Origin of the sequence: Oceanirhabdus sp. W0125-5, from assembly GCF_027938815.1 — a bacterium.
In the GTDB taxonomy this organism is placed as follows: Bacteria; Bacillota; Clostridia; order Clostridiales; family Clostridiaceae; genus Oceanirhabdus.
Genome location: NZ_CP115913.1, coordinates 5,052,097 through 5,076,479, shown reverse-complemented (window position 1 = coordinate 5,076,479; position 24,383 = coordinate 5,052,097). Strand labels below are relative to the sequence as shown.

17 protein-coding genes are annotated in these 24,383 nt (G+C 30.3%); 13 read left to right on the top strand and 4 right to left on the bottom strand.

The window, feature by feature from the left end:
* Nucleotides 1-78 precede the first annotated feature (78 nt).
* Both OW730_RS23535 and OW730_RS23530 read right to left on the bottom strand, forming a co-directional pair.
* Nucleotides 79-1,170, bottom strand: coding sequence for a polysaccharide pyruvyl transferase family protein (locus tag OW730_RS23535; protein ID WP_271226492.1), 1,092 nt, complete (start codon nt 1,168-1,170; stop codon nt 79-81).
* A gap of 48 nt (nt 1,171-1,218) precedes the next feature.
* Complete coding sequence (locus tag OW730_RS23530) at nt 1,219-2,136, bottom strand: glycosyltransferase family protein (RefSeq protein ID WP_271226491.1); 918 nt, start codon at nt 2,134-2,136, stop codon at nt 1,219-1,221.
* A 297-nt stretch (nt 2,137-2,433) separates the two neighbouring features.
* Here OW730_RS23530 and OW730_RS23525 point away from each other — a divergent pair, with 297 nt between their 5' ends.
* The gene (locus OW730_RS23525) at nt 2,434-3,339 is read left to right on the top strand and encodes a glycosyltransferase family 2 protein (protein WP_271226490.1); all 906 of its coding nucleotides are present in this window, start codon (nt 2,434-2,436) and stop codon (nt 3,337-3,339) included.
* Nucleotides 3,340-3,430: 91 nt separating this feature from the next.
* Nucleotides 3,431-4,339 (top strand): glycosyltransferase family 2 protein, encoded by a 909-nt coding sequence (locus OW730_RS23520; protein ID WP_271226489.1) that lies wholly within the window; start codon nt 3,431-3,433, stop codon nt 4,337-4,339.
* Between the two features lie 36 nt (nt 4,340-4,375).
* On the opposite strand, the gene OW730_RS23515 is transcribed toward OW730_RS23520, so the two are convergent.
* Nucleotides 4,376-4,789, bottom strand: a complete 414-nt coding sequence (locus tag OW730_RS23515; RefSeq protein ID WP_271226488.1) for a DUF3794 domain-containing protein — start codon at nt 4,787-4,789, stop codon at nt 4,376-4,378.
* A gap of 119 nt (nt 4,790-4,908) precedes the next feature.
* On the opposite strand from OW730_RS23515, the gene OW730_RS23510 reads away from it, so the two are divergent.
* The 7 genes from OW730_RS23510 (at nt 4,909) to OW730_RS23480 (ending at nt 17,494) form a co-directional block, all read left to right on the top strand.
* The gene (locus tag OW730_RS23510; protein WP_271226487.1) at nt 4,909-5,418 is read left to right on the top strand and encodes an SPOCS domain-containing protein; all 510 of its coding nucleotides are present in this window, start codon (nt 4,909-4,911) and stop codon (nt 5,416-5,418) included.
* Between the two features lie 12 nt (nt 5,419-5,430).
* Nucleotides 5,431-5,928 (top strand): DUF3794 domain-containing protein, encoded by a 498-nt coding sequence (locus tag OW730_RS23505; RefSeq protein WP_271226486.1) that lies wholly within the window; start codon nt 5,431-5,433, stop codon nt 5,926-5,928.
* A 12-nt stretch (nt 5,929-5,940) separates the two neighbouring features.
* Nucleotides 5,941-6,369, top strand: coding sequence for an SPOCS domain-containing protein (locus tag OW730_RS23500; protein WP_271226485.1), 429 nt, complete (start codon nt 5,941-5,943; stop codon nt 6,367-6,369).
* A gap of 173 nt (nt 6,370-6,542) precedes the next feature.
* Nucleotides 6,543-7,031 (top strand): SPOCS domain-containing protein, encoded by a 489-nt coding sequence (locus OW730_RS23495; RefSeq protein WP_271226484.1) that lies wholly within the window; start codon nt 6,543-6,545, stop codon nt 7,029-7,031.
* 15 nt (nt 7,032-7,046) lie between these two features.
* Nucleotides 7,047-7,469 carry an SPOCS domain-containing protein gene (locus tag OW730_RS23490; RefSeq protein ID WP_271226483.1) on the top strand — a complete coding sequence of 141 codons (423 nt, stop codon included), beginning with the start codon at nt 7,047-7,049 and terminating at the stop codon, nt 7,467-7,469.
* A 219-nt stretch (nt 7,470-7,688) separates the two neighbouring features.
* Nucleotides 7,689-12,575, top strand: a complete 4,887-nt coding sequence (locus OW730_RS23485) for an Ig-like domain-containing protein (RefSeq protein ID WP_271226482.1) — start codon at nt 7,689-7,691, stop codon at nt 12,573-12,575.
* A gap of 29 nt (nt 12,576-12,604) precedes the next feature.
* Entirely contained in the window at nt 12,605-17,494 is a 4,890-nt protein-coding gene (locus OW730_RS23480) for an Ig-like domain-containing protein (protein ID WP_271226481.1), read from the top strand.
* Between the two features lie 161 nt (nt 17,495-17,655).
* Here the strand turns inward: OW730_RS23480 and OW730_RS23475 are convergent, their stop codons facing one another.
* Nucleotides 17,656-18,384, bottom strand: coding sequence for a hypothetical protein (locus tag OW730_RS23475; protein ID WP_271226480.1), 729 nt, complete (start codon nt 18,382-18,384; stop codon nt 17,656-17,658).
* Nucleotides 18,385-18,631: 247 nt separating this feature from the next.
* Between OW730_RS23475 and OW730_RS23470 the strand changes: the two genes are divergently transcribed.
* From OW730_RS23470 to OW730_RS23455, 4 genes are all read left to right on the top strand, one after another.
* Nucleotides 18,632-19,288, top strand: a complete 657-nt coding sequence (locus OW730_RS23470; protein ID WP_271226479.1) for a hypothetical protein — start codon at nt 18,632-18,634, stop codon at nt 19,286-19,288.
* A 122-nt stretch (nt 19,289-19,410) separates the two neighbouring features.
* The gene (locus OW730_RS23465) at nt 19,411-21,132 is read left to right on the top strand and encodes an alginate lyase family protein (protein WP_271226478.1); all 1,722 of its coding nucleotides are present in this window, start codon (nt 19,411-19,413) and stop codon (nt 21,130-21,132) included.
* Nucleotides 21,133-21,257: 125 nt separating this feature from the next.
* Nucleotides 21,258-22,277 carry a glycosyltransferase gene (locus tag OW730_RS23460; RefSeq protein ID WP_271226477.1) on the top strand — a complete coding sequence of 340 codons (1,020 nt, stop codon included), beginning with the start codon at nt 21,258-21,260 and terminating at the stop codon, nt 22,275-22,277.
* Nucleotides 22,207-24,378, top strand: a complete 2,172-nt coding sequence (locus OW730_RS23455; protein WP_271226476.1) for a CgeB family protein — start codon at nt 22,207-22,209, stop codon at nt 24,376-24,378. Before OW730_RS23460 ends, OW730_RS23455 begins: the two co-directional genes overlap by 71 nt.
* Nucleotides 24,379-24,383: the final 5 nt, after the last annotated feature.

Sequence of the window (24,383 nt, the reverse complement as noted above, 5' to 3'; positions counted from 1 at the left end):
AAATACCCTATAAAGTAGACTTTTTTTATAGTGTCTACTCTATAGGGTACATTTTATATTTAATGAGGATTTTTTTAGCTAGTTTTTCAGAAAGTTATTAATTTCTTTTATATAATCTAATTGTAGTTGATAATATTTATTTATTTCTTTGTTAAATCTTTCTTGAATATTTTCATAATTATTATTTATATATTTTACTGTCTCTAAAATCCTATGCCCTGTAACCTTATCAGTAGAAATAAATAAATCTGTTGAATTTATTGACTCCACATAGTCATAGCATTTAAGTCCATAACCTAAGCATACAAAGGGTTTTCCATAAGTCATTGAAAGTATGCAGGCGTGTAATTTTAGATTAATGGTAAATTTGCATGATTGTATGAGTTTTGCCAGTTGATAAACATTATAAAGCTTATCAATACAGAGTAGGTTTTCATGATTTATTTTGTTGGCAAAATTCGTACATACTGGAATATCTTTATTCCATATAGGGTATATTACAACTTTGTATCCTTGGTCTAGTAGTTTAGTAATAGCAATTTTAAGTTTTTCTTCTACGGTTTTTTCGCTATTTCCTAAAATACGATTATAAGATGTTCCCCAATTGACTAATACTGTTTTTTCTTTATCTAGATTTAAATTCTTTAGGTCATCATTTGGGGGTAATTTATGAAATACTTTACTAAATATAATACCAGGATCACCTATTACTTTTACATTGTTAGAGTTTAATAAAAACTTAGTAATATTTCCTCTTACTCCAGTTAATGAAGAATTTCTTGCTGTATTAATAATATTTCGCTCAAGCATTTTTTTATTAGTAAAGAGAGTATTATTTTTAGAGGTGTGATAATAGTTAATTAACTTTTCAGCATGTTCTTTATTTCTAATATCAGTTCCAGACCCCCATATGATAGTAGGTATATTCATCTTATTTGCTTTTAAGCATAACATAACAAAATTACTATTACGTAATAATGAACCGCCACCTAGTATAATCAAATCATAGTGTTTTAAATTGATATTTCTTTCACTTGTTGGATCATACTCATGTATTATTAATGAGGAATCACAGTTTAATAACATTTTTTTAAAGATGTCTAATAATAAATCATCACCAATATTATGATGACCTATCCATCCAATATATAAAATTTTTTTGATACTCATAGTGTATTCTCCTCTATTCTCTTCTATAATTATTCTAGGTTATTCAAATTATTTTTTGAGAATTTTTTCAACCATTTGTATAAATTGATTAGCACGATGAGCTGCTGAATGTTTAGCATGGACCATTTCAAAGCCGTTTTTTGCAATTTCTTTTCTTTCTTCTTCATGTGCTAAATAATATCTTGATTTTTGTAAAAAATCTCTTCTATGAACGGATACAAAGTGTTTTCCAGGTAAAAATCCTAAATCAAGTAATTCTTTTGATTTAGGTGCTAACAATAATGTATTACATGCAAGAACTTCATAATATTTCATTACTGGATAATGATATATTAAACCGTCTGTGAGAAATATTTTTGCTTTGTTAATTTCCTTAGCGTAGGTTGTTCCAGCAAATTCTTTAGGATTTTCAATATTACGATAACCGGGATGCTTATGATACACAAATCCAGGTTCTTTTTTCATAATTGAAAGCATTTCTGCTCTTAATGGATAAGTGTTTGCGATTGCTCCCATCATTAAATAATCTATTGTTTTTGGCAATCCATAATCTTTAAAAGTATTTGGTTCTATAAAATGAGGAATCCAGTACATTCTATTTTTATAAAAAGGAAATCTTCTATAAAATTCATCTCTATAGATTGAGAATATATATTTTACATTATTATCACGAACAAATTTTATTCTATCATTTGGTCTATAATGAAGATCGTGCATAATAATTCCAAAAGGGATAGTCAGATTAGACAGTCCAGTAATTTTTGGACATCTTGTTGGCCTCAGGTCATTAAGCAAAATAAAATCTGGTTTAAGTTTAAGATGATTTAATATTTCTCTAATATTTCCAGGGTTATGCCATAAAACTAAATCAGAGATTTTTGAAAGAGCATTTGAAAAATAATAAGAATCTTTAACCAAATGCTTACTGAAATCTTTAGTTATAAATAGTATTTTTAATTTTTTCATTAAATCGTCACTTCCTTGTGATTATAAGAAATAAATAATAGAGTGATAAACTTTTTTAAAATAAATTATTTATCGAAGTATTTTTTAATTATAGATTTTCTAATATATCTTATGTGTAGGCGGAAAGAAATGTTATAGACATCTTATTTTAAAACTAATTTATTCACAATTTACTCAAAGAATCGCAATATTTAATAGAAACATATTGTAGCTAAGACTAATATAATAAGAGTAACAGGAAAAAATGTATAAATTACTTTTGAGTAAGTACATATAAAGAAAGAAAGGAGCTGTAGGTTGAAAGAAAAGGCTATTTTAGATGATAATATTGATGTTTCAATAATAGTACCTTGTAAAAATGAAGGAGGAAATCTAAAGTGGACAATTGATTCACTAATGAAATCACAAAATATACTTAAATATGAAATTATAGTAGTTGATGATGGGTCAATTGATGGAGGTTCAGAGTTTTTAAAAGGACAATTATATAAAAAAATCACTTTAATCAAAACAAATAGCATAGGGGCTGGGCAGGCTAGGAATATTGGGGTTGAAGCTTCTAAAGGTAAATATGTTATATTTTGTGATGCCCATATTAAAGTTCCACATAGATGGTTAGATGGGTTAATAAATACATTAAAAACTTTTAATGGAGATATTGTAACACCTTGCATAACTGATATATATAATCCTTTAGCAGCGGCATATGGGTTAACATGGAACAAGAGATTATCTGTTAGATGGATTTCAAGGAAACCTAAAATGGGCGATGAAATTCCTTTTGCAGGAGCTGGGGCTTTATGTATAAGAAAAGAGGCCTTTGAAAAAATATATGGATTTGATGATTTATTTCAAGTTTTAGGTGCTGAAGATCAAGAGTTATGCCTTAAGGCATGGCTTTATGGGTACAAGATTGTAATTAATCCTGAAGTTAAAATAGCTCATCTATTTAATAGAAAACGTAATTATAAAGTAACTTCATCTAATATTATATATAATACTTTGAGCCTTGCTTACTATCATTTTTCAGAAATTCGTATAAATAAGGTGAAAAAAATCTTTATGAATCAAATGAATTTTCCAACTGTACAAAAACAAATTGAGAAAAACTACTCCCAAATTATTAATAGGAGAACATTATACTTTAATGAACGCACTTATAATGATGACTATTTTTTTAATAAATTTAGAATTCATTTTTAAACTCAAATATAGAGATTCCATTTAGATTTGAGTTGGAATCTCTATAGTATAGTTTTTTATAGTAATTAATATAAGAGAAGGAGTAAATATTTTGATAGATAATCTTAATTCAGTAGATGTTTCTATAATCATTCCATGTAAAAATGAAGTTAATAATTTAAAGTGGACAGTTGATTCTTTAATGAATTCAAAGAATCAACTTAAATTTGAAATTATTGTTGTAGATGATGGTTCTCAGGATAATAGTACAGGTTTTTTAGAAAAGAATCTGTATAAAGAATTATATAAGGATATCGTTTTAATAAAGGTAGATAATGTAGGTGCTGCACAAGCCAGAAATATTGGAGCTGATGCTGCTAATGGAAGATATTTATTTTTCTGTGATGCACATATAAAGGTACCTGATGGATGGTTGGATGATCTTGTTGAGACAATGAAATTATATGATGGAGATTTAGTTGCACCATGTATTGTAGACTTGTATAATCCTTTAGCAGCAGGTTATGGTCAGACTTGGAATAAGCAATTTATTATTAAATGGTTATCAAGAAAACCAAGTGAAGGGGCGGAAATTCCAATTGCTGGTGGTGCTGCACTTGGTATAACTAAAGAAGCATTTGAGAAAATAAATGGATTTGATCGTCTATTTAAAGTTTGGGGAAAAGAGGATGAGGAGATATGTTTTAAAGCTTGGACATATGGTTATAAAATTGTAATAAATCCATATGTGCAAATTAAACATCTTTTTAGAAATTCACATCCATATGAGGTAGTTACATCTAATGTTATTTATAACATGTTGTGTTTTGCTTACTCTCATTTTAATGAAATTAGACTAAAAAAGACAATAAATATTACAAAACAATTTAATTGTTATTATGATGTTAATGCTTTAATAAAAGAGAATAAAGAATTAATTAATAAACAAAGAGAAAAATATTTTAGTGAACGTGTTCATGATGATGATTTTATATTCAGGAAATTTAAAATACCATATTAAAACGGGAAAGTGTACACTTTCTCGTTTTAATAATTATTAATAATAATATGAGGATTCATACATTTTTACGTTATTAATCTTAATATTTAACAAAAATAAGTAAGAGATTCTTTTGGGGGGGATTTTTATAATTTCATGACATTGGATTTCAATATCGATATCGTCTTTACATAGACTATCAGGAAGAGGAAATAATGAAGGTTTACATATCATATCATCAAAATTAATAACAAAATGACAAAAATGAACTGGTTGATCTTTGGTTTCAACATCTGCAGAATATTCAATAAAAATAGTTACATTTCCTCGAATAATTAAGGTATCATCACATTTTAATATTTTGTATACTGCTGGTTTAAATTTAGAATAGATTATTTGTTCAATAGGAGGCTTTTGACATGGAATTGATAAAATGCCGCTTATTAGTTTTTTATTCGTATAGTTTCCCATCTAATCACCTACTAAAATTGTTTAATAAAATATATGATTTTTTTGTTTAAAACATTCCCATTTTATTTAAGGATATCATATTATGCATTGTAAGTATTAAAATCCACGGAGGTGTCAATATGACAAGAAACTTAAATTCCAGTATTGTGCAATTATGCCCATCTGCACCTGACAGAGTGGCTAAGTATTTTACTGAAATTTTTATTTCTCAAACAGTAAAAATTCCATATCAAAAGCCAAATATGGAAGATATAATAAAAATAATTCCTGAAATAACTATCGATGTTTGTGATACTATTGAAGTTGAGCTTCCTAATGGCGAAAAGGGAAATAAAATTTTTGTGGTAGGTAATGTATATCTTAAAGTTCAATATGTATCTACTAATTTGAATCAATCTGTCCATTTTGTGCGTTATCAAATTCCATTCCAAGCAATCATACTGCAACCATGTGGTGACTTAATTGATCCTACAGATTCAATTTTCCCTGATAATTATGTTGTACACGTATGTATTGAAAAGATAACTAAGAAAATTATAGATAACAGAACAGCGCATTTTGAAATGTTGATGCTTGTATGGGTAGAAGAAGTTGATACTCCTATACCAACACCAACACCAGCACCATAAGGAGGTAGAAATATGGATTGTCCAGGTAATAATGTAGTAAACTATGCGACAGAATTATGTCCAGTACCAGATTCGCTTTTAGCTCATTTTACTCAACTAATTTTATGTGATATATTGGAGATTCCTGAAGAAAAACCTGATATAGAATTTCTAAGTAACGAACAAATTGAAGTTATAATTGATAACATTGATGTTATTGATGTTGATTTAGGTGTTCCTGATACACATAAAAAAGTTGTTTTCCAAGGAGATGTTAAACTTGGAGTAGAATATTCTGCTGATATGCCAGAACAAGAAGTTCACTTTGCACACTTTGCAATTCCTTTCCAAGGGTTTATTGGGGAAAGGCCTTGTGATAATGATACAAATAAAGGGTTAATATCAGATCCAAATTTTGATTTAGAAGATTATAATATTCGTTATTGTTTAGAACATGTGCAATTTCATGTTCTAGATAGGAGAAGATTCAAGCCTGTACTTGTAATATTAATTTGGCTTGAACCAAAATAAGGAGGTAGATGTATGGCTTCATTCACAGGTATTTTCAAAGAAATTGCAATAGATACTAAATTAGTTATTCCACCTCATAAGCCAGATATGGAATGTATAATAGATGGAACAGTTGATGTAATTATTGATAAAGCTGAAGTTATTGATACAAATCTAGTTTACCCTGAAAGTCCAGATCCACAGGATCCATGGCCTTTAAAAAAAGTTATCGCTGCTGGAGTAGCTAAAATAATAGTTAAGTACTCAGCGTTAGAACCTACTCAAAGAGTTCATGCTGCTCATTTTGATGTACATTTCTGTACATTAATTGAATGGCCAGATGGTCCAGCACAAGGTACACCAATAACAATTAAGCCAGTAGTAGAAAAGATTGACTTTATAAGAGAAAATGAAAGGCTGATTTTTAAAGCGATACTTGTAAGACTTGATGTTTATAGATAATAAAAAAATAGTTGTGATAAGAAAATATATACTTAAGAACAAGAGCGACGAATATATCGCTCTTTTATTTTGTTTTAATTTAATAATCCTTTATTTGAAAATAGCATATTATGAATTATAAGAATTTTTTTAGAGTTTTACAAAGTGATACACATAAGATAAGGAGGAATACTATGAGAACATTTTGTAATAAAAATATTTGTTGCATTCAGTCTAAAGCAGCAAATGAATTATGTCCTAAGAGGGGTGAAGAGATTAACTATTATACTCAAGTTTCACAGAGTGGTATTTTAACTATACCAGATCCTAAGCCAAATATTGAGGAAATTTTTAATGTGATTCATGAAATAGATATTAATGAGTTAAGTGAAATACTTGTAAAGAGCCCTGCTGGTAAGAAAGTTTTAGTAGGAGGGATTATAACTTTAGGGATTGAGTATATTTCTGAAACATTAACTCAGAAAGTTCACTTTGCACATTGGGATGTACCCTTTAAGGATTTAGTAATGAATCCAGATGGTACACTTTTAGGTTTAGATTTTGATTTAAATGATTTTGTGGTTCACATATGCGTTGAAGACTTAGTGGTTATGAAGGAAGATTCTAGAAACGTTAGATATGAGATGACACTTTTAATTTGGCTTCAGAATAAGGATAGTTAAGAAGGGGGTTATAATATGGCTAATGGTAACAGTGAAGTTTTCAAAGAATTTGTTATTAATCATAATTTAATAATACCTGATGTAAAACCACCTATGGAAGCATTCTTGCAGTATAAAATTCAATATGAAATTACAAAGGCTGAGGTAATTGATACGCGTCTATTAACAGATGATGATCCACCACTACCAATACGAAAGGTAATTGTTGCAGGAGTTGCTAAGATTTTAGTGAAGTACGTTGCAGAAGTTCCTGATCAGCAGGTACATGGAGCTCATTTTGAAGAACCATTTTCACAACTAATAGAATGGCCTGACGGGCCTACAGCTGGAACATCGATTTGTGTGGAGATTGTAGAAGAATATGTGAATATATATATGCTTGATGAAAGGACTTTATCAAAAACAATTGTTCTTCAATTAAATATTACTTTACCATAATCAAGAATATCTATAAAACATTAATAAGTAAACTAACACTATCTTTTAAGTTTGATCAAAGAAATTAAACTTTTTAGATAGTGTTTTTATTAAAAGAAGTAAAGAGGGAGGTAGAGATCATTCATTGTTATACATGTTGAGTAAATCGCATAGATTTAAGAATATATTTAGATACATAATAATAAATATATTAAGAAGCAAAGAAAAAGGAGAATATAAATGGCAATAGAAAACTTTTCTCCTGGTACGTTGATAATACCTATGGAAGAACAGTTTCAAGATAATGGTATGTGGCTTGCCTATGGTCTTGTATATAGGCTTTTAGAAAATGGTATACCTGTTAAATGGGCAATACAGCCAGGTAAATTATATGATGGAACTGATTTTACTGCTTCAGCTAGGGATATTCAAACATTAGTACCAATAAGCAATCATGATTATATCGGAGGACCTTATATAGTAGATTCTGCATATGCAGCAGCAGCACTACCTATTATAACTGCTTGGCAAGCTGCATATCCAGATACTACCGTTCATGAGGCTACAAATTTATTTTCAGCGCCTATAGCTGGAACTATGAGTAGAGCACCAAGAATTAGTATCGATGAAAAAAATCCAGATAACATGATTGATTACTTAAATGAAGCTAATATACCGGACTCTTTAGGGGTACCATGGGATAAAAATACATCTCCAGGGGTTTTGGATTCAACTGAGATTACAAATGGAGGATTGTTTGGATTTAATGAAGCTGATCCATGCAAATTTTTAGCATATGATATTTTCTTGTCCAGTGAAAGTGATAGTGGTGTTTGGGGACTTCCATCTAATATTGCTCAACTTGATTTATATCTTAGAATAGGTGGATTTGTGCATGCAACAGAAAGTTCAATAGATGCAATTGAAAATTTCGCAGGTCCATTTATCACAGTTGCTGGAATTCCCGATTTTCCTAATCAGGGTGATGATAATACATTTACAGTAGATGTACCTGATTTTCCTTCAGCACAAGCAGTATCTACATCAGGAAAAGTTCAAAAACTTCCTGCTGGTAGTGAAAGAACTTGGCTGAACACAGATGTTACCTATGATTTTTCTGCACAAGTTATAGCTCATTTTATTGAAAATTCGCTACAATATGATTTTATGGCTGCAGGAAGCTATAAAGGGGGGACCGGTGCAGGGAAAATTGTATATGAAGGTGGAAAAGATTATGATAGAAAACTGCCTTATTCAGATAATGAAGAAGGTCCTTATTTAAGATTTGTATATGATTCAGTCTTTTTCTCAGTTTTAAAGCCGACACTTCAATTAACAATTACGCCTAATACTGCCCCCACTAGTGCTACAACAACAGTTACTTATGATTTAAATAACATTGGTGGAAGCAATGCTGATAATTTAACGTTAACTATTACTTTAGAAGCATGGAATACCTATAATAATGATGCAAATATTACTCCAACAAGTATTTCAACAGGACCAGGAGGAGTAACAATATTAACATGGGATATAGCATCTTTAGTAGGAAATACTGGACCAGGGAATATTATAAACTTTACAGCAGATGTAACACCACCACTTACGGGAAAAATAATCTCTGCAAATTATACTGCATCATATCAAGACGATTTTTATGAGTATTATTCTGTAGATTATTGTGCATCAATAGAAGGAACTCCTGGTGCAGCTCCACAGATAACAGAAACTCCTGCAACACAAACAGTAAATCCTAATGATGTATTTTCATGGACTATAACAGCATCAAATAATGGATTGCTTCAGCTTGATAATGTTCAAGTAACTAAAACTATTCCTGCAGAGCTTATATTTATTTCATCAATACCAGCACCTACAACAATAACAGGTGGAGGAGGACTTCCAACAATACTAACGTGGACGGCACCTGATATACCTGATCCTCTTTTACCATTATCAAGTTTTAATATTGATGTTAATGTTCAGGCGCCACCTGCCACAACAGCAACTTTCGATAATATTGCTAGGTTAACTGGAACAGATACTTCCCCAGCATCATATGACGTTTCAACAACTGCTGAAGTTCAAGTTATAAATAGACCTCCAACTGTCAATGTAGTAACTCCAAATGGTGGTGAATTGATATGTACGCAAGTAGATATCACATGGACAGCTTCAGATCCAGATGGTGACCCATTAACATATTCTATTCAGTATTCGCCAGATGCAGGTGTTACTTTTATAGATATTGTTAGTGGTCTGACTACCACTTCATACACTTGGGTTATTACGTCACTGCCTTCAGGAACAGATTATTTAATAAAGGTTATTGCTTCAGATGGAGAACTTACAGGGGAAGATACTTCAGATGGAACTTTTACAATTGATACCACACCTCCAGCAGCAAGCTGGATATCACCATTAACTGGCGACCTTCTTGTTACATCTCCAGTATATTTACAAGTTCAAGCAACAGATAATGTAGCTGTTGCACAGGTAACATTTCAATATTCACAGGATGGTATTACTTTTACAACAATAGGGGTAGATAATGTTCCATCAGGAGATGTATTCACTAAAAACTGGGAAACTGATGGGCTGCTATCGGGAAATTATTTTTTAAGAGCTATTGCTGAAGATTTATGTGGTAGAACTGATCAACAAGATATTCAAGTTATAGTAAGTTCGGTACCAGATGTAACAATAATATCTCCAAATGGTGGTGAAATATTCTGTAACTCACCAGTAGATATAACTTGGAGTATAAGTGATCCAAGTGCTTTGGGCATAGTATATACTGTTCAGTATTCAGATGATAATGGTACAACATTTAATACCATTGCAACTGGAATAACAACAACTTCCTATTCATGGGATACAAGTTCACTTTTAAGCGGTAATGAATATTTAATTAAAGTTATAGCAACGGATGGAATAACATCAAAGGAAGATGTATCTGATGGAAGCTTTACAATTGATAATACTGGTCCAATAGTTACTTTTATAGCACCTCCTGATGGAAGCACAATTGATACATTATCGGTTATTTTAAGAGTAACTGCAGTTGATAATGTAGCAATTGATAATGTATTATTTCAATATTCTATTGATGGAATTACATTTGTTAATATTGCAACTGAAACTGTTCCAATTGGTGGATTCTATGAAACAACTTGGAATTTAACAGGGTTAACACAAGGAAATTATACATTAAGGGCTACAGCTGAGGATATATGTGGAAAGACATCATTCGATGAAATACAGGTGCTTTTCAATATTCCACCAACAGTAACTATAACAAATCCCAATGGTGGAGAATTAATATGTCCTGAAGGTACTACAATAACTTGGGATGCAGAGAGCATTGATGGAGGAGTGTTAACTTCCAATCTTTTCTATTCTCCAGACAATGGTACTACATTTATATTATTAGCTTCTGGATTAACAACATCATCCTTTTTCTGGGACACAAGCGGACTTCCGAGTGCAAATCAATATTTAATTAAGGTTATTGTTTCAGATGGATTATCAACAGCTGAAGATATTTCAGATGGATCATTTACAATAGACAATGAGCCACCAAGTGTAGATATTATTGAACCAGCAGATGGAGCTTTAGTAAGTTCTTCACCTGTTTTGATACAGGCAACGGCAACGGATAACATTGGGGTTCAGAGAGTTACCTTCCAATATTCATCTAATGGAGTAACCTTTATAGATATAGGTGTAGATACGCTTCCTGTAGGGAATGTATACAGTGGAACCTGGAACTTGACAGGATTAATACAAGGGGAGTATATACTGAGGGCTATTGCAGAAGATATCTGTGGGCAGACCAATATTTCTGATATTGATGTAACATTTAATATTCCACCATCAGTAACTGTATTAAGTCCAAATGGTGGAGAAATTATTGGGCCTTCAGGTACTACTATAACTTGGTTAGGTGAGAATCCAGATGGAGTTCCTTTAATCTATAGTGTGTCATATTCATCTGATGGGGGAGTATCCTATAATGTTTTAGCTACTGGACTTAACACAACATCATTTTTCTGGGATACAAGCGGACTACCAAGTGGAAATGACTATCTTGTGAAAGTTATAGCAGATGATGGAATAGAGACCGCAGAAGATACATCTGATTCTACATTTACTATTGATAACACACCTCCAGAAGTTTTATGGATTTCACCCTTAAACGGAGAATATTTGTCTAATACTGTTAGTTTAACAGCTATGGCTACAGATAATATTGCAGTTAAATCCGTTACTTTTTCTTATTCTAATGATGGTGGAGTAACATATACGGATATAGGAACAGTATTAACACCTTTAGATGGAGTATATGTTTTACCTTTTAATACTGCTTTGGTTTCAGATGGTGCTTATATACTTAAAGCAACAGCTGAAGATAACTTTAATTTATCTAGTTCTGAGATTATCAATGTAATAATTGATAATACTCCTCCTGTAGTATATATTATCTATCCAGTTAATGGATCAACAGTTGATGGACTCGTTCCAATTATAGTAAGTGCAAATGATAATATATGCCTATCAAAAATTGAACTTTCTATTGATAATGAAATTGTAGATATACAAACATTAAATGGTGAAACAAGTTCAGAGATTGTGTTTGAATGGGATACAAATACCTATTCAGAAAATACACACGTTGTAAAAGCTGTAGTTACAGATTGTGCAGGATTTATAACTTCAACTCAAAGTAGTTATATAGTAAATAATCTTCCAGAATGTTATACGCAAGTTTTTATAAATGGTGAGCTTAAAATACCAGATGAAAAACCACCTATGGAGAGAATCTTATACTTAAATATAAATACTACAATTGATAAAATTGATAGAACTTCAAGTTATGGAGGAATTAAATTTATAATTTGTGGTACAGTTGACATTTCCATAACCTATGTAGCTGCAGTACCAGAACAAGAAGTTCATTATGCACATTTCGCACAAGGTTTAAGTACAACAATTGTATGTAATAATGTTTCAATTGATCAATGTGTAGAACCTGTAATTTTTGTAGAACATGTAGGATGGGACATGTTAGACAGTAGAACCTTTAATAAAAGGATTGTGTTATTTATTGGCTTAAAGCCAATATAAAAAAATTCGTGTAGAAAGGAGTTGAAAATATGGCCATAGAAACCTTTGTACCTGGTACTCTTATAATACCCATGGAAGAACAGTTTCAAGATAATGGTATGTGGCTTGCATATGGGCTTGTATATAGACTTCTGCAAAATAGTATACCTGTTAAATGGGCAATACAACCTGGGAAATTATTTGATGGAACTGATTTTACTGCATCAGCTATAGATATACAGACATTTGCTTCAATATCTGGTCATAACTACAAAGGTGGTCCGTTTATAATTGATTCTGCATTTGCTTCAGCTGCACTTCCAATAATTAATGCTTGGCAATCATCATTTCCCGATACAACAGTTCATCAGGCAACAGTAGGTTTTTCAGCACCAATTGCTGCTACAATGAATAGAGCTCCTAGAATAGCTGTTGAGGAAAATAATTCTGGTATAATTTTTGATTATTTGGATGAAGCAAATATTCCTGACTCCCTTGGACTTCCATGGGATAAAGATGATTCCCCAGGAGTCCTATCTTCTGAAGAAATAGGGAATGGTGCATTCTTTGGATTTAATGAGGATGATCCTTGTAAGCAAAAAGCCTATGATATTTTCTTATCACCACATGCATCTGAAAGTAATTGGGAAGATCCTGTCAATGTAGCGCAATTAGACTTGTTCTTAAGAATAGGTGGATTTCTTCATGCAACCTGTGCATCTATATCTGCTATAGAAAATATTGCAGGACCTTTCCTGACTGTATCAGGCATACCGGATTTTCCTAACGATGGAGATGAAGGAACATTTACAGTTGATGTAGGTGATTATCCATCAACTCAGGCTGTGACAACGTCTCTAGCAGTTCAAAAATTACCTGGTGGGTCTGAACAAACTTGGCTCAATAGTGATGTTGTTTATAATGCTGCAACTAGAGTGTTGGCACATTTTACTGAAGATGGAGAGCAATATGATTTTATGGTAGGAGGAAGCTATAAAAATGGTACAGGTTCAGGTAAGATAGTTTATGAAGGAGGGCATTCATATTCCACGGACTTACCTTATTCTGAAAATTTTGAAGGACCTTATCTAAGATTTTTATATGATTCTATTTTCTTTTCAGTAGCAAAACCTAATGTACTTTTAGATATAACACCTGCGAGTGTACCACAAGGAGGTACTACTACTTCAACATTTGATTTTATTAATAATGGGGGAAGTAATGCCGAAAATTTAACTTTAACAATAACTCTTGAGCCTTGGGCTGTGTATAATGTTGATGCTACAATAACACCAACAAGTATTACAACAGGTGGTGGTGGAGAAACAATTTTATTTTGGGATTCTACTGCTTTAGCTGGAAATAATGGACCGGGTACAATTGTAAGCTTTACAGCTAATGTTACACCTCCACTTGTAGGGAAGCAGCAAGCAGCAAGTTTTAGCGCTTCATTTAATGATAATTTTGGAGATAGCGTTTCATTAGATTATTGTGAATCTTTAAATGCAACAGCAGGAGCTTCTCCAAATGTAACTAAAACTCCTACAACGCAATCTGTGAATCCTAATGATATTATTCCGTGGACTATAACAGTTTCAAATAATGGGATATTACCGCTTAATAATGTTGTAGTAACAGATACACTACCTGCAGGATTGACATTTATTTCATCAGTTCCTGCACCTACTAGTATTTCAGGTGGTGGCGGAAGTCCTACAATTCTTACATGGACAACACCAGCTATTACTGACCCATTACCACCATTAGGAAGCTTTGTAATAACTCTTAATGCACAAGCACCTGCAGCAACAACTGCATCATTTAACAATAATGTAGTTGTAACTGGGGATGATACTTCACCTGCTTCATATAGTGTATCTGCAGATGCTGTAGTAGATGTAAATAACAGACCACCAACTGTTACATTAATTTCACCAAATGGTGGAGAGGTAATATGTAATCAGACCAATATAACTTGGACTGCGTCAGATCCAGATGGAGATCCTTTAACGTATACCTTGTCCTATTCCAGTAATGGAGGAATAAGTTATACAGAAATAGTATCGGGAATTTCTACTACTTCATATACTTGGATAACATCTACTCTTCCAAGTGGTAGTAATTATTTAGTCAAGGTTGTTGCATCAGATGGAGAACTTACAGGTCAAGATATATCTGATGGACCATTTACCATAGATACATCACCACCAAGTGTAAATTGGGTATTCCCTGCAAATGGACAATTACTAACCACATCTCCTGTGAACTTACAAGCACAAGCAGTAGATAACGTTGTTGTAACCCAGGTAACTTTCCAATACTCACTAGATGGAATAACCTTTACGACTATAGGTATTGATACAATTCCATCTGGAGATATTTATACAAGAAATTGGGAGACGGATGGGCTTCCAGTTGGGGATTATATTTTAAGAGCTATAGCACAGGATGGCTGTGGAAGAACAAGTCAGGATGATATTCAAGTAACAGTTAGTGCAGTACCAGAGATAACTGTAGTATCACCAAACGGTGGAGAGGTATTTTGTTCATCTCCGGTAGATATTACTTGGAGTCTAAGTGATCCTTCTGCAGTAGGTATAGTTTATACTGTTCAATATTCAAGTAATAATGGGACTACATTTAATACTATTGCAACAGGAATAACAACAACTTCCTATTCATGGAATACAAGTGCACTTCCAAGTGGAAATAAGTATTTGATTAAGATTATTGCAACAGATGGTATAACAACAAAGTCAGATGTATCAGATGGACCATTTACTATAGATAATACTCCACCAACAGTATTTTTTGTACTACCAATTGATGGAAGTACAATCAATACATTATCAACTACTTTAAGAGTATCTGCAATTGATAATGTAGGTATTGATAATGTATTATTTCAATACTCTATTGATGGAATCACATTTGTGGATATTGCTACAGAAACCGTTCCTATTGGTGGATTCTATCAAACTACATGGAATCTAACTGGATTAACTCAAGGTAATTATATTGTTAGAGCAACTGCAGAGGATACATGTGGTAAGACTGGGTTTGATGAAGTAAACGTTCTTTTTAATATTCCACCAACAGTAACTGTAATAAGTCCAAATGGCGGAGAAGTAATTTGTCCTGAAGGCACAACGATTACTTGGGTTGGAGAGAGTATTGATGGCGGTACTTTAACTTATAATCTTTATTATTCTGCAAATAATGGAGCTACTTATATATTAATAGCATCTGGATTGACAACATCATCTTTCTTCTGGGATACAAGTGGACTTCCAAGTGGTGATAAATATTTAATTAAAGTTGTAGCTTCAGATGGATTATCAACAGCCGAAGATGTGTCTGATGCACCATTTACAATAGATAATGACCCACCGACTGTAAATATTATTAACCCTGCAGCAGGAAGTATAGTAAGTTCATCACCAGTATTAGTTCAAGCAACTGCTTCTGATAATGTGGGCGTTGTAAGTGTTACATTCCAGTATTCACCTGATGGAATAACTTTTATAACCATTGGAACGGACACTTTACCTGTAGGAAATGTATATAGTGCAAACTGGAATTTAACAGGATTAGTTCAAGGTGACTATGTTTTAAGAGCTATTGCCGAAGACACCTGCGGACAGACAACTACTTCTGAGATAGATGTAATATTCAATATTCCACCTACAATAACTGTAGTTGCTCCTAATGGGGGAGAAATAATATGTCCGGAAGGGATAACCATTACATGGGAAGCTGAAAATCCTGATGGAGGACCTTTAACCTATACTGTCTTATATTCACCAGATGGTGGAGTTACATTTAATCTTTTAGCTACAGGTCTTACTGTAAAATCATTCTTTTGGGATACAAGTGGACTTCCAAGTGGAGATAATTATGTAATTAAGGTTATTGCTTCAGATGGTATTGAAGAATCAGAAGATGTATCAGATGAGCCATTTACAATAGATAATGACCCACCGACTGTAAGTTGGATATCTCCATTAAATGGAGACTTCATAAGAAATACTGCAACTCTTATAGCTGAGGCTTATGACAATGTTTCGGTAGATTCAGTAGTATTTTCTTATTCTTCAGACGGAGGAATCACTTTTATTAATATTGGAACTGTTACAACTCCTTCTGAGGATAAATATGCTCTTCCATTTAATACTGCACTTTTAAGTGATGGACAATATATTTTACGAGTAACTGCTAATGATGAATGTAATAATTCAGACTATAGTGATATTAACGTCATAATTGATAATACACCTCCAGTTGTTGATATATTAGCACCACCAGATGGATCAACTGTCGATGGATTAGTACCACTGGTTATAAGTGCTAGTGATAATGAATGTTTAGCACAAGTGGATTTATATATTGATGGTGAATTAGTAGATACTCAAATATTAAATAATGTAGATAGTGTAGAGTATGTATTTGAATGGAATACTGAAGAATATTTTGAAGGAGAGCATACAGTAAAAGCAGTTGCAACTGATTGCGCAGGATTAGTGTCAGAAACAGAAAACACTTATGTAGTTGATAATTTACCAGAATGTTATACTCAAATTCTTATAAACGGAACGGTAGAAATACCAGCGCAAAAACCTGATTTAGAAAAAATTCTTAATTTTGAGGTTGATCCTATAGTTGAAAATATTAGACAAATAAGTACGATTGCCGGAAATAAATTTATTATAAGTGGGTCTGTTGATATGCATCTAACTTATGTGGCTGATGAACCAGAACAATCTGTACATTTTGCGCATTTTACTAAACCATTTAGCACAAACGTGGTTTGTCCAAATATTCCATTAGGAACAACTGTTGAACCTGTAATAATAATTGAACATGTTCAATGGCATAAGGTTGATGAAAGAAAGGTTAGCAAATATATTGCTTTATTTATTGGGATAAAGCCTGTAGAATAGAAAACTATTTAGTATAATTATTAAATTATAGTATAACTACTTAAGAAAAGGGCTACCTTTTCAAATGATTTAATAAAATATTTGAAAGAAGCCCTTTGCATATTTCCAAAGCTATGGTTAGTTAAATAATATTTCTAGAGATACTATTTAGTTATTAAGGTTTAAGGACAACAATCTGGTAAGCCTACAAGTTTAAGTTTTCCTTTAATGGTGATATTATGATTACATGCGTACTGTGGTGTAGCAGTAGGGGTAGGAGTTGGTGTTGGTGTTGGTGTTGCAGGATCACAATCTCCTGAGATAACTTCAAAGTCTATTAGTTCAAAATTCTCGCAAGTTAATTCAGCATCAGTATCCCACAATGGACATGTGTTAGCATCTGCCATATCTACAACATTAACAATCCTATCAATACATAAATTTCCTATACAGCATGCAGTTGTTTTATTGTCAAGAGCAGTAAGAGGACCAGGCATAGGAGTCCAGTTACCGAAACCATCATTTGTTAAAGTAACACCGCAATCTCCAATAATTCCATCAACAGCAACCATGAAATGGATAGTACCGAATACTTTTTCAACTAAAACTTTAGTTGAAACAGTAACTGGCATATTACAGATTTGAGTAAGGGTATCTACTTCACAATAACCTTTAACTTTTCTTATACAACATTTAGTAATAGCGAATTTAGCAGTATCTCCGATATCTTCCATATAATCGAAACCTACAGGAAGAGTTATTGTAGAACAAAAAGGAATATCACATAAACATTCATTTTCGTTTGGGCAACAACCAGGATCTAAGTGACCCATAGCTAATTCACTCATAGTCAATTTATCCATAGCAGCAAATATGTCTTTTATTTCTTTGCTTGTTTGTAGCGTGGTCATTGAATTTTTACCTCCTTTGCAGTAAAGCACAATAAATAAGTGTATTTACAATACATGATATGTAATATAGTAAGGATTTGTGATAAATTGATTACTATATAAATGCTATAAAATTAAATAAAGAAATACAGGTTATTTTTTGTGAAAAGCGTTAATTTAATGAAGTAATAAATGGATATTTTAGTTATAATATATAATTTGTTTTGCATATTTTATATTAAGAGTAATATATGGAAGGACTGTTTGAATGGAATTTAATAATAATAAACCTGATAATACATTAAATAATCATTCAGCCACTAGTAATAACTCTATAAGCATAGTTAATGATAAATTAATAGATCTAGAAAAACAGATTAAGCAAAAGAATCAATTAATTGCTGAATTTGAGGATATGCTTAAAAACCAAAAAATGAGAGTGAAATCATACGAAGGAAAAATTGAAAATATGAATAAACAATATAATAAATTTCAAGAGTATAAAGAATTACTAAATAAAAATATTAATCATATACAGGAAAATCTCATTAATAAAGAAGAAAAAATTAATGAGTTGGAACTTATTTGTTTAGAAAAAGATAATGAACTTAAAGATTTGAGAGAGAAAGAAATAAAGAAAGAAAATAACATACAACAATATAAAAATGAAATATCAGACTTAAAAGAAAAAATTGATGAATATGAATCAAAGAATCAAAATATAATACAAAAATATAAAAATGAAATAACTGATTTAAAATATAAAACTGATGAATATGAAGCAAAGAATTTATTATTAAATGAAGAAATAATAAACCTAAATAATCAAATTAAGGACTTAGAATTTAAGATTAGTGAAAATGAAAACAAGTCTTTCTTTAAAAGATTATTTAATATTAACAATTCTTCTGAAACTGATAGGTGATTATCACTTGTCAGTTTTTGTTTTGCACAAAAAATATCAAATAATCATATATTAAAGTAGAGTTTGTAAATTATTGAAGAAATGATTTGAAGATATTTTAAAAGGAATTAAGGGGGATTACAATGAGTAATAAAGAAGAATTTGTATTTAAAAGAACTAACCCTAATAATTCTTCTATAAGAATTGCAAATTTAATAATCAATGACAAAATATATTTATGTAATATTTGGAGGGAAGTTGATTTAGGCTCTAATTTAAGATGGAATGAAAATCCCTTTAAAGATAATTCATGGCAGTTATATTACCATTCCTTAAGAATGATTAGTTTCCTAGTAAATGCTTTTGAAATAAATTATAAATTGATCTATTTAAAAAAAGCTAAATGGTTTATTGAAAGTTGGTGGAGTATTAATTCCAATAAAAAAAGTTCTGTAAATAGATATGCATGGAATGATCATGGTACTGCCAACAGATTAATTAATTTGATTTATTTTTGGACTTTTTATAAAAAGTCTCCACTTTATGATGACAAATTCAAAGAAAAATTCATGCTTATTTTAAAAAAACATGGTGAATTTTTATCAAATGAAAAAAACTATTCTAAATATAATCATGGTATTTTTCAAGATAAAGCATTGTTAGAGATGTCAGTATTATTTCCTGAGTTAGACAAAGATAAAAAATGGTTTAATAAATCAATAAATAGATTATTGAATAGATTATATGAAGATATTACTGAATCTGGAGTTCACAAAGAACACAGCCCTGAATATCAAATAACTGTACTAAGGTTATTCACTACAATTAAAGAGTTTATGGATTTTTATGAATTAAAGGTTCTTGAATTAGATAAAATATTGTACAAAATGCAAGAATATCTATCCTATATATTACAAGATAATAATTATGTACCTATGATTGGAGATACAAGAGCAAAGATCTCTATTGGAAGTATTAGAAGCTCAATAATTAATCAACACTTAATGTATGTTGTGACTAATGGTGAGAAAGGAATAAAACATGAGAATAATAGTAAGGTGTATAAGGACGGAGGAATAGGAATATATAAAAACAATTATGAAAAGGAAAATCTATATTTGTTTTTTACAGCAGCATTTCATTCAACTACTCATAAACATGCTGATGATTTATCTTTTATTTTAAATATTAATAAGACAGGATATTTTGTTGATGGTGGTACGTATAATTATCAAAAAAATGATATATATCGTGATTATTTCAGAAGTGTATTTGCACACAATACTGTATCAGTTGATGATGTATCTTATGAAATAGCTAAGTATCAAAAAAATAAGGCTAAGATAAAAGATTTTGAAATTACTCAAGAATACAAATATGTTACTGGGATTCATACATTGTATAAAGGTATAGTAATTAAAAGAACCCTAATTTGTTTAAATGATAATACCATATTTGTGCATGATGAAATAATATCAAATAATAAGCATAAATATAGTCAAATATTTAATGTAGGAAAAGACGTTAATGTAATTATTAAAGATAAAAATAATATTTTATTAGAAAGCATGATTGAAGATTCAAAAATAGAATTAATTCAATTAGATAAGGTTTCTGATATTGAGAGATTTAGTGGCAGTATAAAACCAGTAAGAGCATGGCAATCTTTTTATCATAATGAAAAACATCCAATTAACTCACTGGTTTTTAATAAATATGGAAAAAACATTGAATTTAAGACCTTAATAACTATAAATCCTAAAAATAAGTTATTAAATGTAAAGATAAATAGGGTAAGTGATAAATATATTTATATTTTTTATTATGAAAATGGAGAAAAAAAATCTATCGAAATTAAAATATAAGATGTTTTTAAGAAGACATACAAGTAATGGCTTATTTGAATGTCTTCTTATTTTTTAGCTAAATTCAAAAAATAACAAAAGAAAATGTTGTGCATAAAATATTACAATGGGAGGTACTGAAAGTTATGGATAAGTATAAAAAGATAAGACTTTTATTTGCAGGGCATGATCTGAAATTTGCAAAAATGATTATTGAATATTTTAAGAGTAAAAAAAATTATGAAGTAAGAATAGATTTATGGAAGGGGCATAATCAGCATAATGAATCAGTAAGTTATAAATGTATAAAATGGGCAGATGTGATAGTGTGTGAGTGGGGGTTGGGTAATACCGTATGGTATTCAAATCATAAAAGAAAAAATCAGGTATTAATAGTTAGAATGCATGCACAAGAGTTAAGAGTTAATTATCCACAAAAATTTAATATGAAAAATATAAATAAAATAATAACAGTAGGACCTAAAATATGCAGAGATTTTAAAATAAAGTGTAAAATCCCTAATGAAAAATTAACAGTTATCTACAATTTAATTGATGGTGATAAGTTAAATATTAATAAGACAAAAGATGCTGGATATAATATAGGGTTATTAGGGTATTGTCCCAAAATGAAAGGACTAGATAAAGCTATAGATATATTTGAAAAGTTATGGTTAAAAGATAAAAAATATAAGCTTTATATTAAGGGGAAGCATCCAAGTGAATATTCATGGTTATGGAAAAGAAAAGATGAAAGGGAATACTATGAAGGGGTTTTTAAAAGAATTAATCAAAGTAAATGGAAAGCTTCAGTAAGATTTGAACCATGGAGTTCTGATATTTTTAATTGGTTTACTAAAATAGGCTTTATACTCTCAGTAAGTGAATTTGAAAGTTTTCATCTAGCTATAGCTGAAGGAATGGCATCAGGGAGTATACCAATAATTTATAATTGGGAAGGGGCAGAGGAGATTTATCCTAAAAAATATATTTTTAAAAATACTGAAGAGGCATGTTTATTAATTGATAAAATACGCAAAGTAGATGGATTAAATTCACTACAAAAATATGTTGGGAAATTTGCAAGAGAGAGATTTGATAAAAAAATTATTTGCATTAAATGGGAAGAAATTATTAAAAAAGAGTGTGATTATATTGGAAAATAGAGATGAAAAAGTTATTAATAAAATTTCTATCAATAAGGGGAATATTTTTATTGAAAAAACTAGCAAATTAATAATTAAAGATAATAATAGTTTTTTAGAAGTTCAGTCTTTTTTAGAAAAATCTCAGCATATATATTTATCTTATCTAGAACTTAATACAAATTTCTCAAAATTACCTTTAAAGAAGAAGTTGAAGGTAGATATTAATTCTAATTATAAAATTAAATTTATAGGTAAGAAGGAGAAAAATATTAACGTCTCACTTGCGATGATTTTTTATTCAGAAAAGGAAAAAATCTCAGTTGAATTTATTGATTTTAATCAAGAAAAAATAATTACCCCTAATAAAGATGGAAAATATATAAGATTCGCAATTAGAGTTAATGGGAGCGGTAAATGTTTTCTCAAGGAGATAAGAATATTGAAGATAAATAACAGTAATATAAGTAAAAGTAATCTGAATGAAAAAATAGTTAATGATAAACCAAAGTCTATTAAAGATTTAAGAATTGCAGGGATTTTTGATGATTTCACAATGAGATGTTTTAAAGGTATGTGTAATGTAATATCTTTTAAGCCTGATAATTGGAAGAGAATCTTGAATGGAGAGAAACCACATATTTTAATTGTAGAATCTGCTTGGGAGGGAAATGGAGGCAGTTGGAAAAGGAAGGTTGGATATTATAATGAAAATGATATTAAGGATTTAAAAGAATTAATAATGTGGTGCAAGGGTAATTCAATACCAACTGTATTTTGGAATAAGGAAGACCCTATTCACTTTAAAAGGTTTATTAAAACAGCTAAATTTTTTGATTATATCTTTTCAACAGATGTGAATTCACTTCAAGATTATAAGAAATTTGTAAAGCATAATAGAGTATATCCTCTTTCTTTTGCAGCTCAACCCAAAGTGCATAATCCAATAAAATTATATGAAAAGAGAGAAAATAAGATTTGTTTTGCAGGGTCATATTACGCTTCTAAATTTAAGGAAAGACAAGAGGATATGGAGAGAATATTTAAAGCTGCTGTGGAGTATGGATTAGATATTTACGATAGACATTTTGATGATAATAATCCAAACTATCTATTTCCAAATAAATATAAGCCATATATAAGAGGGAAATTAATGGGAGATGAAATTAATAAAGCATATAAAGGTTATAAGGTAATGATAAATTTAACCAGTGTTAAGGATTCTCCTACCATGTTTGCAAGGCGAGTATTTGAAGGGCTTGCTTCATATACACCTATCGTGAGTTCATATTCTAAAGGAATAAAAGATTTTTTTGGAGACATTATTACTTCCAGTGATGATATTAATGAGTTGAAGGAGGCTTTTAGATTATTATTTAATAATCAAGAATATTACAATAGAAAAGCTTTAAAAGGACTTAGATTAGTTCTTAATAAACACACTTATGAAGAAAGGTTGCATTATATTTTATCAAAAGCTGGTATTGATATTCCTAAAGTGATTCCCAAAATAAGTGTTTTAAGTATTATTAGTTCTTTAGAAGAATTTAAATTGACTATTGAGGAGTTTAATTCTCAGTCCTATGAAAATAAAGAGTTAATTTTAATATTGACTGAATTTAAAGGAAATAAGGATATAATTAAAAATTATAGTAATGATAAAATTAAATGTATATTATTAAGTTCTGTTGATAATAATTCAAAGATTACTGATGTTATGAAAGGTGAATTTATTAGTTATTTTTGCAGTAATAACTTTTATGGAAGATATTATTTAGAGGATCTTGCCTTAGCTACAAAATACACAGATGAATATATTATTGGGAAAAGAAGTTTTTATTCATTAAATAAGAATATAAAGAAAAAGGAATTAGAAATAAATAATAATGATTGTGAATTTCAATATACAAATAATTTATTGAGTAGTGCTTGTATAATTCATAGAAAATTTTTAGAAACAGAAAAAATAATAGAAATATCATATAAGTTTTTAAATAATTCTTTACTAGAAAGTTATTCAAACCTAGGATATAGAATGTTTAGTATTGATAAATATAATTTTATTCAAAATTATGATTATAAATTAAAAGATAATAAATTAATAAAAAAGGTTGAGTTTTAGATAAA

Bases quoted from the DNA above. Each gene is read 5' to 3' on its own strand.
- OW730_RS23535 (WP_271226492.1), bottom strand. From the start codon at position 1,170: ATGAGTATCAAAAAAATTTTATATATTGGATGGATAGGTCATCATAAT.
- OW730_RS23530 (WP_271226491.1), bottom strand. From the start codon at position 2,136: ATGAAAAAATTAAAAATACTATTTATAACTAAAGATTTCAGTAAGCAT.
- OW730_RS23515 (WP_271226488.1), bottom strand. From the start codon at position 4,789: ATGGGAAACTATACGAATAAAAAACTAATAAGCGGCATTTTATCAATT.
- OW730_RS23510 (WP_271226487.1), top strand. From the start codon at position 4,909: ATGACAAGAAACTTAAATTCCAGTATTGTGCAATTATGCCCATCTGCA.
- OW730_RS23505 (WP_271226486.1), top strand. From the start codon at position 5,431: ATGGATTGTCCAGGTAATAATGTAGTAAACTATGCGACAGAATTATGT.
- OW730_RS23500 (WP_271226485.1), top strand. From the start codon at position 5,941: ATGGCTTCATTCACAGGTATTTTCAAAGAAATTGCAATAGATACTAAA.
- OW730_RS23495 (WP_271226484.1), top strand. From the start codon at position 6,543: ATGAGAACATTTTGTAATAAAAATATTTGTTGCATTCAGTCTAAAGCA.
- OW730_RS23490 (WP_271226483.1), top strand. From the start codon at position 7,047: ATGGCTAATGGTAACAGTGAAGTTTTCAAAGAATTTGTTATTAATCAT.
- OW730_RS23485 (WP_271226482.1), top strand. From the start codon at position 7,689: ATGGCAATAGAAAACTTTTCTCCTGGTACGTTGATAATACCTATGGAA.
- OW730_RS23480 (WP_271226481.1), top strand. From the start codon at position 12,605: ATGGCCATAGAAACCTTTGTACCTGGTACTCTTATAATACCCATGGAA.
- OW730_RS23475 (WP_271226480.1), bottom strand. From the start codon at position 18,384: ATGACCACGCTACAAACAAGCAAAGAAATAAAAGACATATTTGCTGCT.
- OW730_RS23470 (WP_271226479.1), top strand. From the start codon at position 18,632: ATGGAATTTAATAATAATAAACCTGATAATACATTAAATAATCATTCA.
- OW730_RS23465 (WP_271226478.1), top strand. From the start codon at position 19,411: ATGAGTAATAAAGAAGAATTTGTATTTAAAAGAACTAACCCTAATAAT.
- OW730_RS23460 (WP_271226477.1), top strand. From the start codon at position 21,258: ATGGATAAGTATAAAAAGATAAGACTTTTATTTGCAGGGCATGATCTG.